The sequence below is a fragment of the Rufibacter roseolus genome, assembly GCF_017916365.1.
Taxonomy (GTDB): domain Bacteria; phylum Bacteroidota; class Bacteroidia; order Cytophagales; family Hymenobacteraceae; genus Nibribacter; species Nibribacter roseolus.
The window spans coordinates 1,381,241-1,395,664 of record NZ_JAFMSU010000002.1 but is presented as its reverse complement, the minus strand read 5'-3'; the positions used below and the strand labels follow the sequence as shown (position 1 = coordinate 1,395,664).

The 14,424-nt window shown below is 51.6% G+C and carries 8 protein-coding genes; 5 read left to right on the top strand and 3 right to left on the bottom strand.

From position 1 onward, the window contains the following. Positions 1-12: 12 nt before the first annotated feature. A complete protein-coding gene (locus J3P35_RS14730) occupies positions 13-1,311 on the bottom strand; it encodes a DEAD/DEAH box helicase (RefSeq protein WP_210465333.1) in 1,299 nt (432 codons plus the stop codon). 350 nt (positions 1,312-1,661) lie between these two features. Between J3P35_RS14730 and J3P35_RS14725 the strand changes: the two genes are divergently transcribed. Genes J3P35_RS14725 through J3P35_RS14710 form a run of 4 tightly spaced genes read left to right on the top strand, consistent with a single transcriptional unit; the run spans position 1,662 to position 4,190 of the window. Continuing rightward, entirely contained in the window at positions 1,662-2,105 is a 444-nt protein-coding gene (locus J3P35_RS14725; protein ID WP_210465332.1) for a hypothetical protein, read from the top strand. A gap of 5 nt (positions 2,106-2,110) precedes the next feature. Further along, positions 2,111-3,196, top strand: a complete 1,086-nt coding sequence (locus J3P35_RS14720; protein ID WP_210465331.1) for a toxic anion resistance protein — start codon at positions 2,111-2,113, stop codon at positions 3,194-3,196. Further along, positions 3,196-3,369, top strand: coding sequence for a hypothetical protein (locus J3P35_RS14715; protein WP_210465330.1), 174 nt, complete (start codon positions 3,196-3,198; stop codon positions 3,367-3,369). The genes J3P35_RS14720 and J3P35_RS14715 overlap by 1 nt, the downstream gene beginning before the upstream one ends. Beyond that, positions 3,366-4,190 carry a hypothetical protein gene (locus tag J3P35_RS14710; protein WP_210465329.1) on the top strand — a complete coding sequence of 275 codons (825 nt, stop codon included), beginning with the start codon at positions 3,366-3,368 and terminating at the stop codon, positions 4,188-4,190. Before J3P35_RS14715 ends, J3P35_RS14710 begins: the two co-directional genes overlap by 4 nt. Before the next feature lie 302 nt (positions 4,191-4,492). Here the strand turns inward: J3P35_RS14710 and J3P35_RS14705 are convergent, their stop codons facing one another. Together J3P35_RS14705 and J3P35_RS14700 are read right to left on the bottom strand one after the other, a co-directional pair. Continuing rightward, positions 4,493-8,578 carry a chemotaxis protein CheB gene (locus tag J3P35_RS14705; protein WP_210465328.1) on the bottom strand — a complete coding sequence of 1,362 codons (4,086 nt, stop codon included), beginning with the start codon at positions 8,576-8,578 and terminating at the stop codon, positions 4,493-4,495. Between the two features lie 53 nt (positions 8,579-8,631). Then, complete coding sequence (locus J3P35_RS14700; RefSeq protein ID WP_210465327.1) at positions 8,632-10,188, bottom strand: GAF domain-containing protein; 1,557 nt, start codon at positions 10,186-10,188, stop codon at positions 8,632-8,634. 642 nt (positions 10,189-10,830) lie between these two features. Here J3P35_RS14700 and J3P35_RS14695 point away from each other — a divergent pair. Continuing rightward, positions 10,831-14,364, top strand: coding sequence for a T9SS type A sorting domain-containing protein (locus tag J3P35_RS14695; RefSeq protein WP_210465326.1), 3,534 nt, complete (start codon positions 10,831-10,833; stop codon positions 14,362-14,364). Positions 14,365-14,424: the final 60 nt, after the last annotated feature.

Below are 14,424 nucleotides of genomic sequence, written 5' to 3'. Positions count from 1 at the left end.
CCAGCTAAATCCCTACATAGCTTTTTCAATTTTCACTTTCTTGCCTTTCAGTTTTTCCTGCTGCAGGAGCTTTACGGCTTTTTCCAGCTTCTTTTTGGCCACAGCTACGTAGGCAGCGTTGTCCTGGAGCTCAATCCTGCCTAGGTCGGTTTTGTCCAGGTCACCTTTCTGCAACATCCAGCCTACAATGTCTACTTTGTTCACCTTGTCTTTCTTGCCGGCGCTGATGTAAATGGTTTCCCAGGGCGAGGCCGGGGGCAGAGCTTGTTTGGCCGGCAGTTTCTCTACCGGCGGAATTTGGGACAGGTAAGATGGTTTTTCGTCTGGTTGCAGAAGCAGATAGCTGGTGCCTTTGGCTTGCATGCGGGCCGTGCGGCCATTGCGGTGGGTAAAGTTATCCTGGTCCGGAACCTGGAAATGCACCACAAACTCCACCTCGGGGATGTCCAGGCCGCGCGCCGCCAGATCGGTGCTCACCAGGGTACGGTAGGTGCCGTTCCGGAACTTCATGAGGGTGCGCTCACGGTCGGGTTGCTCCAGGCCGCCGTGGAAGACGCCGTGGGGTAAACCTTTGCTTCGCAGGAAATCGCTTACGCTCTCCACCGTCTCGCGCTGGTTGCAGAACACAATGCTGGAGGCGGTGCCTATGGTGCACAGCACGTCAAGCAAGGCCTGCAGTTTGTTTCCTTTCTGCACTTCCACGGTCTTCACCTGCAGATCTGGGGCATTGTTGGCCTCCTGCAGGAAATTAACCGTCACTGGGTTTTTTAGCCCGGTAAAGGAAGGCACTTTGTCCATAGCCGTGGCCGATACCAAGAGCCGCTTATTCACCTTCTTCAGCTGCCCGATGATGTAGGCCATGTCTTCCTGGAAACCGTACTCCAGAGATTTGTCAAATTCATCCAGCACCAGCGTCTGGATAGCGTCTGTAGAGAAGTTTGCTTCCCGCAGGTGGTACGCGATCCGGCCGGGTGTCCCGATCAGCAGGGCCGGCGGATAAGACAGGCTGCGTTTCTCGGGGTTGGTGGCGTGCCCGCCGTAAAGGCTGTCTACCTTCAGGCCGGTGGCCATGCTTCTGAAAACCCCTTCAATCTGCATGGCCAGTTCCCGAGAGGGCGCCAAAATAAGCGCCTGCACCTCCTGTACCTCGGGTTTCAGGCGCGGCAGAACAGACAGCAGATATCCCAGGGTTTTCCCCGATCCGGTAGGCGAAAGCAGGATGACATCGCTTTTCTGCGCCGCGGCCAGAGTCTCCTCCTGCATTTGGTTCAGGGCGGGTATCTTCAGGGTATCCAGGATTTTTTGAAGCATGGTGGGTGTGGTTTATCCCGTAAAGGTAGACAATTATATCTCAGGCAAAGGTGAGCCTGAGGTAATACGCACCCTGGCTATCCTACGTCAGGGTGCCAGGCAACAAGTAAGGAACCGTTTCAGAGCCATTTCCCGGAAAATAGGCTTAAACCAAATCATAACCTTATCCACAAAAACTAAGAGCGATTAGTAATATTTGGTGTGGCCCACCGACTTATAGGGCATAAGGTCAGGTCAGGAGGAAGGAATGGAAAAGTTTTGAAACCTGGCCGGATGAATTCCGGCATTTAAATCCGGACCTGCGTACAGAATTAAGCAGTTGCTGCGTTTTTGGACTAAACAGAAAAGGTATGGCAATTTTTTTCGCATTCATTCTGGCCGCGATTTTAGGATATATTTACGGCCACCGCATAAGACCAAACAAACGGCTGCAGAAAACCTTGCGTGAGCTGAAGGAGAAGTGCAGCGCCGTGTTGGAGGACGAGAAGAAGGGGGTGTACAAAACCATTGTGACGGAGAACCAGAAGTCTTCTGAGCTGGTGGTGGAGGTGAAGGAGCTGGCAGTGACGCAGGCCGGACAGGTGAAGGTGCAGTACCTGGGCGCTTATTACAAGAACCCGGCTTTCAGGACCCGCAAAGGCCCTGAGCTGCTGCAGGAGGTACAAGGCCTGTTAGGAGACTATCTGCCCAAACAGGAGATTGAATGGTATGAGGTCAACGGCCGCCATGCCGCCATCAAAGAGTTTGTCAAAGAGTTAGAGACCATAGAAAACCCCCATACCGCTAGAAAATAAACACCATGGAAAATAAGGAAATCACCCTGTCTGAGAATAAGGAACTGATCCAGCAGAAAGCGTTGGAAATCTCCAAGACCATAGATCCCACCAAACCCGAAAGCCTCAGCTCCTTTGGGGTAGAGACGCAGCGCAAGTTGGGGTACTATTCCAATGAACTCCTGACCAAGGTGAAAGCCAAGGACTCAGGCGAGGCCGGGGAGGCCATCAATGAGCTGCTGGCCCAGATCAACATGATCAAGGTAGACGAGACCGAGAAACCCGGTTTCTTCTCGCGCCTGCCGTTTGTGGGCAAGATTAAAGACAAGACCCAGAAACTGGCCAGCCAGTACAACTCGGTGTCTGAGAACGTGGATGATGTGGTGGTGAAGCTGGAAAAAACCCGCCAGAGCGTTTTGAAAGATTCTACTGGTTTGGAGGTCATGTTCAAGCAGGTGGTGGAGTACATCCATGAGGTGCGCTCGCTTATTGCCGCCGGCAAGATGAAGATTGAGGAGATTGAGACCACGCTTATTCCGCAGTTACAGTCTGAGGTGGAGAGCAGCGGCCAGGATGAACTGGTGGTGCAGCGCCTGGCGGACATGGTGGCGTTTAAAGACCGTTTAGAGAAAAAGGTGCATGATTTCACCTTGTCGCATACCATTGCCACGCAGTCTATGCCGCAGATCCGGATGATCCAGACCACCAATGAGGTGTTGGCCCAGAAAATCCAGAACTCCATTGTAACCGTGATTCCGGTGTGGCGCCAGCAGGTGGCCATTGCCCTGGGCCTGGAGAAACAGCGCAAAGCCCTGGAAATCCAGAAGAAGGTCACTGATACCACCAACGAGATGCTGTTGAAGAACTCGCAGTTGCTCAAAACCAACGTGGTCACCGCCGCTACGGAAAACGAGCGGGGCATTGTGGACGTGGATACCCTTAAGAAGGTGAACAAAGACATGGTGGAGACCCTGGATGCCGTGATCAAGATATCGGAGGAGGGCAGCCGCAAACGCGCCGAGGCCGTAAAAGAGCTCGCCCTGGTGCAGGAAGAGCTCAACAGCAAAATCCTGGGTACGCTGGGTAAATCCAAAAAAATTGAGATTGAATAATGACCAATAATTCCCCCAACGAGTCTTTAGAAGGAGTCCTGACGCAGGAGCAGGATGCCCTTCTTGACTTGTACCTCAACAACCTGGACAATTTCTTCGAGAATCAGAAAAACGCCGAGAAAATACAGGTTGAGATTGAAACCCTGCACCTTAAAAAGATACTGACTGAATGATGGATTTCGTGCGCTCCCTTTTCGGGATGAAGGAAGAAGGCCGGAGGGCGGTGGCGGGCGCTACGGCAGATTTCGGGATGGAGGAGATTACGTATATCAAAGAGTCTAACCGGCGGCTCACCTTGCTGCAGGAACTCAGTTCCCGCTACAAAGCCACGCCGCAGGCCGCTAAAATGAAGGCCGTGTACGAGAAGACCCGTAACATTCATACGTACCTGGTGGCTCGCAAAAAAGTGCACGAACTGGAGATGTTCCACCTCAAGAACACCGACCATTTCATCAATACCTTCACCGCCATCCTGGATGTGCACCAGAAACATGACCAACTCTCGCAGGCGGCCTCGGCGTCCGGGAACAAGGTAGAGGAAATGGTGCAGAACAGCCGGGCCGACCGGATGAAGCGGCTGGAGAAAATGGCTAATCTGCCAGACCAAGTGAAACCCATCTCCAACCCGGTGAAGTTTTACAATGCCGGCGAGGCCAAAGCCGCCGTGCCCCGGCTTTACCTGCCGGATATCTCCATCAACACCGTAGAAAAGGTCACCTATTACACCGATGGCAAGTCTGAGGAGCTGGTACCCCGCGAAGTTGGTTTCACTTCCTCCAAAGACCAGAAGGAAGCCTTTCAGAACCACCTGACCGCCCGGTTGGGCCTCAAAGACGTGTCCTTCGTAGGCAATGCCCTGGTCACTATCCCCAACAACAACGGCATCACGCCCACCGGCATCGTGCCCGTGATCCATTGGGAAGGTTACCTGTACGCCATCAACCTGAATGATTACCGCCTTTTCCCCGTCAGGATCTACCGTAACGGCAAATAGGACCAGATAGGTAATATGAGTTGAAATGGCGGAGACAAGGCACGCCTTGTCTCCGCCATTTCCTGAACTGGTATTTCACCAGAAATCATGTGCATTTCTTCAGATGGCGTCTTAGATTAAAACTGCAACTTTCCCCTGATACTGCTTATAAAAGGGAGGAACAGTTTTATTTCCAAACCAATCTCAGCCCGGCGGCTTTGGTGTTAAAACCTTAAAAGCAGAATTCCCGGTTTAGGGGCCGTTTTTGTAAAACAGGTCCTAAACAGGGAATGAGGGGGAGTAGCGTACGGAGATTTTAGCGGCTATTTTTTCAAAAACACTTTGAAAACGGTGCCTTCATCTACCTGGCTTTCCACTTCTATTTTACCGCCGGCGTTGTTCAGGATTTTCTTCACCATGTACAAGCCCACGCCAGATCCTTCTACGTGGTCATGGAAGCGCTGGAACATGGCAAACAGGTTCTCCTGCTGCTCAGGCGTAAGGCCAAGGCCGTTGTCGCGTACGGTTAGCAAAATGAAATCATCCTGCTGCGTACAGTTTAAATAAATTTTTGGGAGGCGGGCAGGGGAGCTGTATTTGATAGCGTTGGAGACCAGGTTGTAGACAATGCTGCGCAGGTTCTTCTCAGAGAAAGAGACGTGCGGGCACTGGTTTACGTCAATCTGCAACTGGGCATTTGTTTTTTTTACCATGGGCTCCAGATCCAGGGCCACGTCCTTTACTAGGCTGGTCAGGTCAACGGTGGTTACATCAGTGCTATGGTCGTTCTGCAGCTTGGTGATTTCCGTGAGGTTGTCAATGGTTTTCTTGAACCGCTCCACGGCTCCTTGCATCATTCTCATGATCTGCTCTACGTCCACCATCTCAGCGTCCTGTTCCAGCAGTTCTACCTGCAACTCGCGCAACAGCGCCTCTATGTTATGGATAGGTGCTTTGAGGTCATGCGAGGCGGTGTAAATGAAATTGTCCAGGTCATCAATCACTCTTAGCAGATGCGCATTCGTGTCTTTCAGCTTTTGTTGGGTGTCTTTAAGGTCACTCAGATCAATGAAGGAACCCAGCACGCGGTGCGGCACCCCGTATTCATTGTGCAGGATGTACGCCCGGTTGTACACCGAGGCGTAGGAGCCATCCGGACGGACCAACTTGAACTCTTCCACCCACTGGTCCTGGCCGGTGTTGATGGCGTCGTTTATTCCTTTGGTAATGCGTTCCCTGTCCTCGGGGTGGATCTTGTCAAACCAGGCATGGATGCCATAGTTCATTTCTTCCTGCTCATAGCCCAGAATGGGTTTAAGGGTATCGCTCCACCATACTTCATTGGAGATAAGGTTCCAGTCCCAGATGACATCATTGGTGGCCATGGAAACCAACCGGAAACGCTCCTGGCTATCAGAGAGCTCCTGGGTTCTTTCGGCTACCCGTACCTCTAGCTGGGTGTTCAGTTTGATCAGGCCTTCCTCGGCTATTTTCAGGTCTTCGTAGGCTAGCAGGGTTTTCTCCTCGGCAAAACGTTTCTCCGTGATATCGGCCATGGTAATGGTGAGGCCATCGCCCATTTTGGCGGCGGCAATCTCGTACCAGCTCCTTTGCCCGCTGATTTCCAGGTTCTGTTCTATGTGCAGGGGCTGTCCGGTTTCCACCAGTTGCTCCAGTTTTTTGAGCAAGCCGGTTTTCTTCAGGAAAGCCATTTCAGGCATGATGCTCTGGCCAAGCAGCTCGGCCTGGGGTTTGCCAAGGAGCTGTTCGGCTTTTTTGTTCAGGAGCGTCCATTTGAAATCAACGATCACCTGGGCCTGGTTGCGCACCGCATTGAAGGCCATGATGCTGCTTAGCGAGCTGTTGAGCACGCCCTGCACTACGTTGCTGAGGGTTTTCAAGGTGGTCACGTCCACAAAGCTGAGCACCACCCCGTCTTTGTTCCCGTCATGTTTGAGGTAGGGGATGATGCGCATCAGGAAATATCTCCCGTCTGTGGTCTCCACTTCCTGTTCCACCTCGGTAGAGGTATTGTTCACTTTCTGGATGTCTTCCAGCCAGCGGGAGTACCTTAGGTTATGCGACAGGTGGTGGATGGGCCGGCCTAAATCAATGTCAATGATGTTGATCAGGTCCTTGACCGTGGGCGTGAACTTACGGATGATCAAATGATGGTCCAGGAAAAGCTGCCCTATGTTGGAGCTCCGGATGTAGTTGTCAAGGTCTTCGTTGAGTTCCTGCAGCTCCTTGATCTTGAGCTGGTGCTCTGAGTTCACGGTGTGCAGCTCCTCGTTCAAAGACTGCATCTCCTCATTGGAGCTCTGCAGTTCCTCGTTGGAAGACATGAGCTCTTCATTGGTGGACTGCAGTTCCTCGTTGGAGGTGCTCAGGTCCTGTACGGTCAGGTGCAGGCTCTCACGGGCGTCTTTCAACTCGGCCTCCAAAGCAGACAACTGCTGGTAATACTCGGTATCAGCTTCAGACACCAGGGCGGGCTCCAGGTTCTTGAGGGTGGGGTTTGCTCTGCCAATTTCCTGCAGCAGCACCAGCAACACCTTGGGCATATCCTTCTCAACTGAGATAGGCTTGACCGTGAGGTTCACTAACTGGTTTTTAGAATCCAGCGGCACCATCACTTGCCGGGTCACGGTTTTATGGATTTTCAGCACCTTCCGGATGTCTACGCTCAAGGTCACGGCCAGCTCTTTTGAGACCATTTTCAACAAATTGAGCTGTAAACGCTTTTCTGGGAGCCGCAGGAAACGGTTGAAATCCCCGATGCCATGCAGGAGCTGGTAATTGTCATCTATGTACAACCCGGCCAGCTTCAGGTCCTCGGCCACGGCATCCATGAACACGTCATTGTAGCGCAGGGCCTGGGCGTTGCGGTAGGTGGGCAGGTTGTCCTCAGAGGCTATGCGGGTGTGGTGAGACACGCCAAACGTCTGCTGGGTGCCTTTGCTTTCCTTCACCTTCTGGAAAATCTTCCATTTGCGGTTCTTCTCCGCGAAGTGTGATTTCAGATCCCCTATGTGCTCACTGGGCCCCAGGAACAGGTAGCCGTGCAGTTTAAGGGCATATGGGAACACCGCCATCACCTTTTTCTGCAGGTCAGGGTTCAGGTAGATGAGCATGTTCCGGCAGGTGATAAGGTCTATCCGGCTGAAGGGCGGGTCTTTCTGCAGGTCATGCTGTGCGAAGACCACCAGCTTGCGGGTATCTTCCTTTACGGTGTAGCGGTTGTTCTTATGGTGGAAAAACCGCTTCAGGCGTTTCTCACTCACGTCTTTGCTGATGGAGTTGGGGTACACGCCCTTGGAGGCCTGCCTGATGGCGCGCTGGTCCACATCGGTGGCAAACAGCTTCACCAGCGGTTCGCGGCCCATTCGCTCAAAACGCTCCTGAAACAGCATGGCAATGGAGAACACCTCCTCGCCGGTGCTGCAGGCGGTCACCCATACCTTGATGGTTTCCCCCTCGGGGGTGCCGGATATTATTTGCGGGATGATCTCCTGCTCCAGTACCTCAAAGGCCTCGGGGTCCCGGAAGAAGCGGGTCACCCCGATGAGGAACTCCTGGCAAAGCTGTTTTATCTCTGCTGGGTTCTCATGAATGTAGCTGAGGTAATTTGGCAAGGTCTGCACCTTGAGTAAGTCCATCCGTTTTTTGATGCGGCGGTAGATGGTGCCTTGTTTGTAGCTCTTGAAGTTGGTCTGGGTATGGGTGCAGATCAGGTCCAGGATTTCCTGCAAAACCTCATCGTCCTCCTCTACGCCGTTGTTCTTCTCTATAAGGGTCTTCACCAGCGGGATTTGGCGGGTGTATTCCAGAATTTCATGGGGCATCCGGTCTGGCGGGAAAACAAAGTCCACCGATCCGGTTTCTATGGCGCTGCGGGGCATGCCGTCAAACTTAGCCGTTTCTGGGTCCTGTACCATCACCATGCCCCCCGCCGCCTTGATCATTTTTACGCCTTTGGTGCCGTCTGTACCCGTGCCGGAGAGTACCAGGCCAATGGCGTACCGCCCCCGATCTTTGGCCAGCGACTCAAAAAACACGTCAATGGCGAAATTGGGTTCCCGGTTCCTGATCTGGTCCACCAGGTGTAGCCGGCCTTTTTTCAGGGTCAATTGCTTGCCGCTGGGCAGCACGTAAATGCAGTTGGGCCTGGTGACCATGTCGTCTTCCGCCTCCTGCACGCGCATTTGGGTGTGCTTTGACAACAGCTCCGCCATCAGGCTCTTGTGGTCTGGCGACAGGTGCTGGATAATGACAAACGAGAAGCTTGAGTTATTGGGGAAGTGGTCAAACAGTTTATGAATAGCCTCCAACCCGCCCGCAGAGGCCCCTATACCAATGAGGTAGTGGTCTGTTTTGGGGAGTATTTCTGGCTGTTTCAAACTTACCATGGGCAATCAGTTAGGTTATCTGTCTAAAGGAGTTTACTGGGATGGGAAAATCCTCAGTATCTTTCTTTGATGATTTTCTCCAAGACAGCACTTCTCAAATTCTCCGCCGCCTCAATCTCCTCCGCCTGCCAAGGTAAGGCAGTCTGCTTCACCGTTTCCTGGTAAATGGCAAAAGAATTGCGCGGATGGTAGGATTTACCATCCGGCTCCATCTGGATGGCCTGGTTGGGGTTTCCGCCCCAACTGATGGTATGCAGCACCTCTGGCCGGAACCCTAAAATGTATTCCCCCTGGTCTGCGTTGATGGGCAGCGCAATAAGGCCGCTCGCCACGTCTTTGTAGTCACGGGCCCGCACGTACTGGCTAGGCAGGGTATCGGTGGCAAACAGTCTATCGGTCTGGTTCCGGCGGAGCCAGTAAATAAGTTCTTTCATTTCCTGGGCAGAGGGCACGGCCCCACTCGTCCAGACGCCGCCTTCAAACAGCACAGCCGCGCCAGAAAGATTCAGCAGGTTCCTGATGCCTGTGTTTTCTGCCAGGAGACCATCTGTTAGGTTGGCCTTAGTATATAACTGTTCCAGAAGCTGGGCGTGCATGCCCCGCAACTTAGCCCGTAATTCTATGGCCTTTTCCCGCTCCCTGGCCGCTAACTGCGCAGATACAATGCCGGTCAAAAGCTCCAGCGCCGATCTAAGTTCATAGCTGGGGTTCTTGGCGGTTTTGTGGTGGCAGGAAATGAGCCCCCATAGTTTGTTGTCAATGATGAGCGGCAAAGACATGGAGGCGGTGATCTGTAGGTTGGCCAGGTACTCTAAATGCACCGTGGCCACGCTCCTCAGGTTACAGTCAGACAGATCTGTGAACCGTTGGGAAATGGGGTTGATGAGCGGCGTTAAACGGACCGGGGTGTAAGACCTGGTAGGAATAAGCCGGTAAGGGTTGCTGAAATACAGATCCCTGGATTGTTTGGGCACATCTGAGGCCGGAAACCGCAAGTCCAGGTAATCGTCCATGTCTTCTTCCTTCGCTTGCCCAATCACTATCCCGTTCCATTGCGGGTCAAACTGATAAGCCAGCACCCGGTCAAAGCCGGTAAGCGATTTAATAGCTTCTACTGTTAACTGGGCAATCTCGCCTACGCTGCCGGCCTGCTTTAGACGAGAGGTGAAATACTTGGTCTGCTGGTACATCTCCAGGAAGGAATCCTTGGAGGAGGAATCCTGGTTGTCTTCCAGCTCAATCAACACATACCCTTCCTTGGGATGGACCAGCGCTGTGCAGGTGGTCTCTTTTTCCGGGGCCAGAAAGGTGACGCTGAAAGGGATTTTAACTTGAACACTAGGCCCCTGCACTTTGGCCTGGATGTCGGCAAACTGGTGGGCCGGTAAAAACCGGGAGAGGGGCTGGTTCAGGAGTTCTGAGGCCGGGGTTCCCAGAAGCTGCTCTACGTTCTCACTTACCTGCACCAGTGTCAGGTCTGTGGCATCCAGGGTTAAAAGCACCCCGTGGGGCTGAATCAGATTGACCAGGTGCAGGGGGATACTGCCGCAGAACTCTGAGTCATAATTTTTTTCAAGGGCAATCTGAATAGGGGCTTGCTTTTTTTCCATGGGGGTTAGGTTTATAAAGGCAAAAGGTAAACTCAGCAAGACAATGCGGATTAGGAACCAATCTTTCAAAATTGACCCGTACCCACAGTAAAACAGCAAAGTTTACACTCCCGGCAGAGCAAATGTATCTAATTCCCAAATTAAAACAGGCGCAGAGACTTTAAATTTTCAGTTTTTAAACTTCTGCGTTCAAAAACTGTTTAGTGCCGGGTTTTGTAAAATCATGCCCAAAATAGATAGCGAGATGGTTTTCGGCTTCCGCTTTAATTAGTCATAGTTATGGAAACAAAGATTTCCCTTTAAAGACTTTTAGTACTAACCCTACTTCATCTTCAAACCACACCCAACTCTTTTCCTGATTAAAGGGAAATTTGTTCTTAGTCAACTACAATGATGTAGGTTTTAGAAAATTTTTAAAAATAACCGAATTGTATAATGAACAGTGGGAATTAAATTTAAATAAATACAGAAAGCCCTATTATTATTAAAAATTGTATTTAACCTCTATAAATAAGGGATTATTGTAGTTGTAAGTGACTCGTCGCCCAGGATATGGTGAACTTCTGTTCCTAATTTCTGGTTGGCTGTTCAATAATATAAATAATTAAACAATAAATAAGACACATTTAATCCTTTATTGAAATGGCTGAGCTTTCCGTCACCAGAAAAGACAACAAAAGTTTTAGAGTTTGGATGTTGATTTGGGCATTCTCCATCTTTGGGCACATCCCGGCTTTTGCTCAAACCTCTGTTACCTATACGGCTGGAGATTACCGGACAGCCTCGTCCGGGAGCCTGGGCCAAACAGCAGGCACCAGTTTACTGGAACAGTTTACAGCCCAAGGTTTTTGGGTACCTGCCACTTATCCTTTGCCTTCTACTGCTACCTTATATATTGAACATCCTGCGCAGGTATCTGGCACCCTTCAATTAGCCAACGTTTACCTGGGTACTCAGAAGATTCTTACTGTGCCTGCTGGGGCTAAATTGGTGGCTGCTAACAGACTTACCATTGCACCTTTGGCAGAAATGGTGCAGGAAGGGGAAATAGAAAACCGGGGAGTTCTTCAACTGAAGGCAAACTCTAAATTAACCATCAAGTCTTCTGCCTATAAATCTACTTCGCCTATCTGGGCCGGAACAGAGGAAATTGATGCCACCTCTGAGGTAAGAATTGAAGCAGCCTCAGCCAATGCGCTGCTATTGAGTGGCAGCCAGCTTGCAGCACAGGCCCACGGATTTTGGTTCGGCCGGTTAACTGTGGCCCCAACCCAAACCGGTACCCAGTGGCAACTAACCGATACAAACACTCCTTTGGCAGCCCAGTCCTTCAATGCTTCTATCCCGGCAACTTCTTCGCTGGTCCTTTTAGGAGCTCCCAACTTGTCATTGCAGTTTGGGCAGGATGTTGCCTTGGCGGGTGGCACCTACTTTATGCAAAACCAGAGCAGCGGCACGGGTACCTTGAATATTACCGGGCAATTAGCTTTGCAAAGTGCTGCCCTCACCTTGAACCAGACTTCCAATGCCACGGTGGTTTCCACGGTAGACCTCAAGGGCAACCTGTTGGTAGATGCGGCCTCGGTGATCAACAACAGCAGCACCGTCAATACCTCTACCAGCGGCATCAGGTTTACCGGAACTAACTGGCAGACTTTGCAGGCGTCAGGTCCTGTGAACCACGTTTCCTTGGCAGTAAAACCCGGTGCTATGGTACGGTTGGGACAGCATTTAAGACTTAATCCCGGCAACTCAGTTTACGCCGGGACCCTGACGGTGGAAAATGGTGCTACGTTGGATTTCGGGGCAGATGCGAACAACAACGGGTACCAGGTGCAGGGGCAGGGTTACTTCAATTCAAACCAGGGCAGCACTTTGCATATCACCAGTGCCCAAGGCATCAATGCCACCGGCGCAACCGGTAACGTAGTAGTGACCGAGAGCCGAAGAACTTTCAACAACCTGGCTACCTTCATCTATAACGCGAAAGCACCGCAGCAAACGGGCAACGCCCTACCTGTAACCGCCAGCGGCAAAATCATCATCATTGATAACCCTACTTCCGTTACCATCACCAGGAACATTGGAATCTCCAGCAGTAAAACAAATTATCCATCTGGTGGGAGGTTGGAGATAAAACAAGGCACTTTGGTTTCTACGGCTTCTGCGGATGTATCAGGTTCCGGGGCCTTGGTAATGAGTGGCGGCACCTACCAGATTGGGACCTTAAATGTGAACATGGTGCCTCAACTATCCGGAACCTATACCTTGACCAGTGGAATTATTGAACTTACCGGAGCCGGTGCGCAAACCCTTAGAGGCGATACGTATCATAACGTAACCATCGGCGGAAGTAGTGACGCCAAAACCATTTCCTCTACTACCACCATTAACCAGAACCTGACTATCCTACCCAATGCCATTTTTGATATCGGGAACAAGAGCCTGAAGGGCGAGGGCGGCCTTACCATGGCCGGAGGGTTATTCAGGACAAGTAGAACCAGCAACACTCTACCTGAACTCACCGGGAAGAACATGCCTTACAATATCACAGGCGGCACCATTGAATTTTACGGGTCAATAAACGGGCAGAGTCAATCAATCAGGGGCACTTACGGGACCTCCCAGAAAGTAACCTACCACAACCTGCTGCTGACAGCCACCGAAGCCAACACTTTGAACGACCAGGGTAACCATCTGCTAACCGCTAATTTTGACGTAACGGGTACGCTCACGGTGAAAGCACCGGCAGCCCTGCAACTGGCTTCTAACCGGGCGGTGGGCGGAACCGGAAACTTTATCTTGGAGGCTGGCGCTACCTTGCTCTATGGCTCTCCCCAGGGCATAAAGATGTCCGGCACGGGTACTTTGGACGGAAACGTGCGGGTCAGCGGAACCAGGAGCTTCTCAGCGCAGGCCAACTACGGCTTCATCGGGAATTCTGAGATGGTTACCGGCGATGCCTTGCCTTCAACGGTGCAGAATCTACTGGTTTCTAAAATAGCAGGCGGCGTGTCCTTGTCTAAAAGCGTGAGTGTGTCGGATGTTTTTACGATGAAAAGCGCACTCTTTAAAACCGATGGTTACGAGTTGTCTCTGGCCAATCAGGCAGCATCAGCTTTGCAGTTAGCAGATTCCACTTTTTACATCCAGGGTAATTTGCGGAGAGCGGTAGGAGGCAGCAGTACTTATTCTTTCCCCATCGGGGATGTTAACGGGAAGCGGAAACTGGATCTGGTATCAATTGGTTTGGCAGGCAACGGGTTCCAAAGCATTGCTGTAGGTTTCAGGCCCTTGGCCAACCACCAGGATACAGATATGTTCCTGACCGAGGGTTCTTACAGTTACACGCATATTGCACCGGGCGGAGTATGGTATGTGGAACCAAATGCAAAACCAGGAACGGGAAGCTTTACCGCCACGGCCTCTCTGCAGGGCTTCAGCAATTTGTCAGACAATAAGTTTGCCCTGCTTACCAGACCAGTGAGTTCTACTAGCGGAAAAGATTGGACCACGGGTGGGGGTACTTTGGATGCTCCGGACAAGGAAGGCCGCACAGTGATGAGCGGGTACGCCAAACGCAATTTCATGACGCAGTTCGGCCAGCTGGCCATTGCCACCATGGAGTCTGTGTTGCCGGTTTCCTGGTTGTACGTGAAAGCCGAGCGGAAAAGCCAGAAGGTGCAGTTGCAGTGGGCTACCGCTACTGAGATCAACAATGACCGTTTTGAGGTGGAGTTCTCTTTAGACGGCAAGACATTTACTCAGGCAGGCATCATTAAAGGAGCCGGTAACAGCAATGTCCAGAAGGAGTACAGCTTTGACCATCTTTCTCCAGCCAAGGGCACAGCTTATTACCGGGTGAAGCAGGTAGACCTGGACGGCCAATTTGAATACAGCAAGGTGGTAGCTGTGCAAGGCGGTGCTGCTGCCCTGGCCCAAATCACGCTATACCCGAATCCCAGCCATGATTACCTGCACCTGGGCAACGTAACCCTTGATTCAAATGCCCAAGTGGAGATTCTTGATGCCCAGGGGAGACAGGTAAATAAAATCAGGCCTGCGTTAAACGGAGCCACGCCCAAAATACCGGTGCAGCATTTACCAGCTGGTAACTACATCCTACGGGTACAAAACGCCAGCCAAATCATCCAGCAAAGGTTTGTGAAGCTGTAAACTGTTTAATGGCCGTTTCCCAAAAAACTCACAATAAATAAAGAGAGGCCTGATTCAAAC

Coding starts and splice junctions, on each gene's coding strand:
- J3P35_RS14700 (WP_210465327.1), bottom strand. CDS start 10,188: ATGGAAAAAAAGCAAGCCCCTATTCAGATTGCCCTTGAAAAAAATTAT.
- J3P35_RS14695 (WP_210465326.1), top strand. CDS start 10,831: ATGGCTGAGCTTTCCGTCACCAGAAAAGACAACAAAAGTTTTAGAGTT.
- J3P35_RS14715 (WP_210465330.1), top strand. CDS start 3,196: ATGACCAATAATTCCCCCAACGAGTCTTTAGAAGGAGTCCTGACGCAG.
- J3P35_RS14710 (WP_210465329.1), top strand. CDS start 3,366: ATGATGGATTTCGTGCGCTCCCTTTTCGGGATGAAGGAAGAAGGCCGG.
- J3P35_RS14720 (WP_210465331.1), top strand. CDS start 2,111: ATGGAAAATAAGGAAATCACCCTGTCTGAGAATAAGGAACTGATCCAG.
- J3P35_RS14725 (WP_210465332.1), top strand. CDS start 1,662: ATGGCAATTTTTTTCGCATTCATTCTGGCCGCGATTTTAGGATATATT.
- J3P35_RS14730 (WP_210465333.1), bottom strand. CDS start 1,311: ATGCTTCAAAAAATCCTGGATACCCTGAAGATACCCGCCCTGAACCAA.
- J3P35_RS14705 (WP_210465328.1), bottom strand. CDS start 8,578: ATGGTAAGTTTGAAACAGCCAGAAATACTCCCCAAAACAGACCACTAC.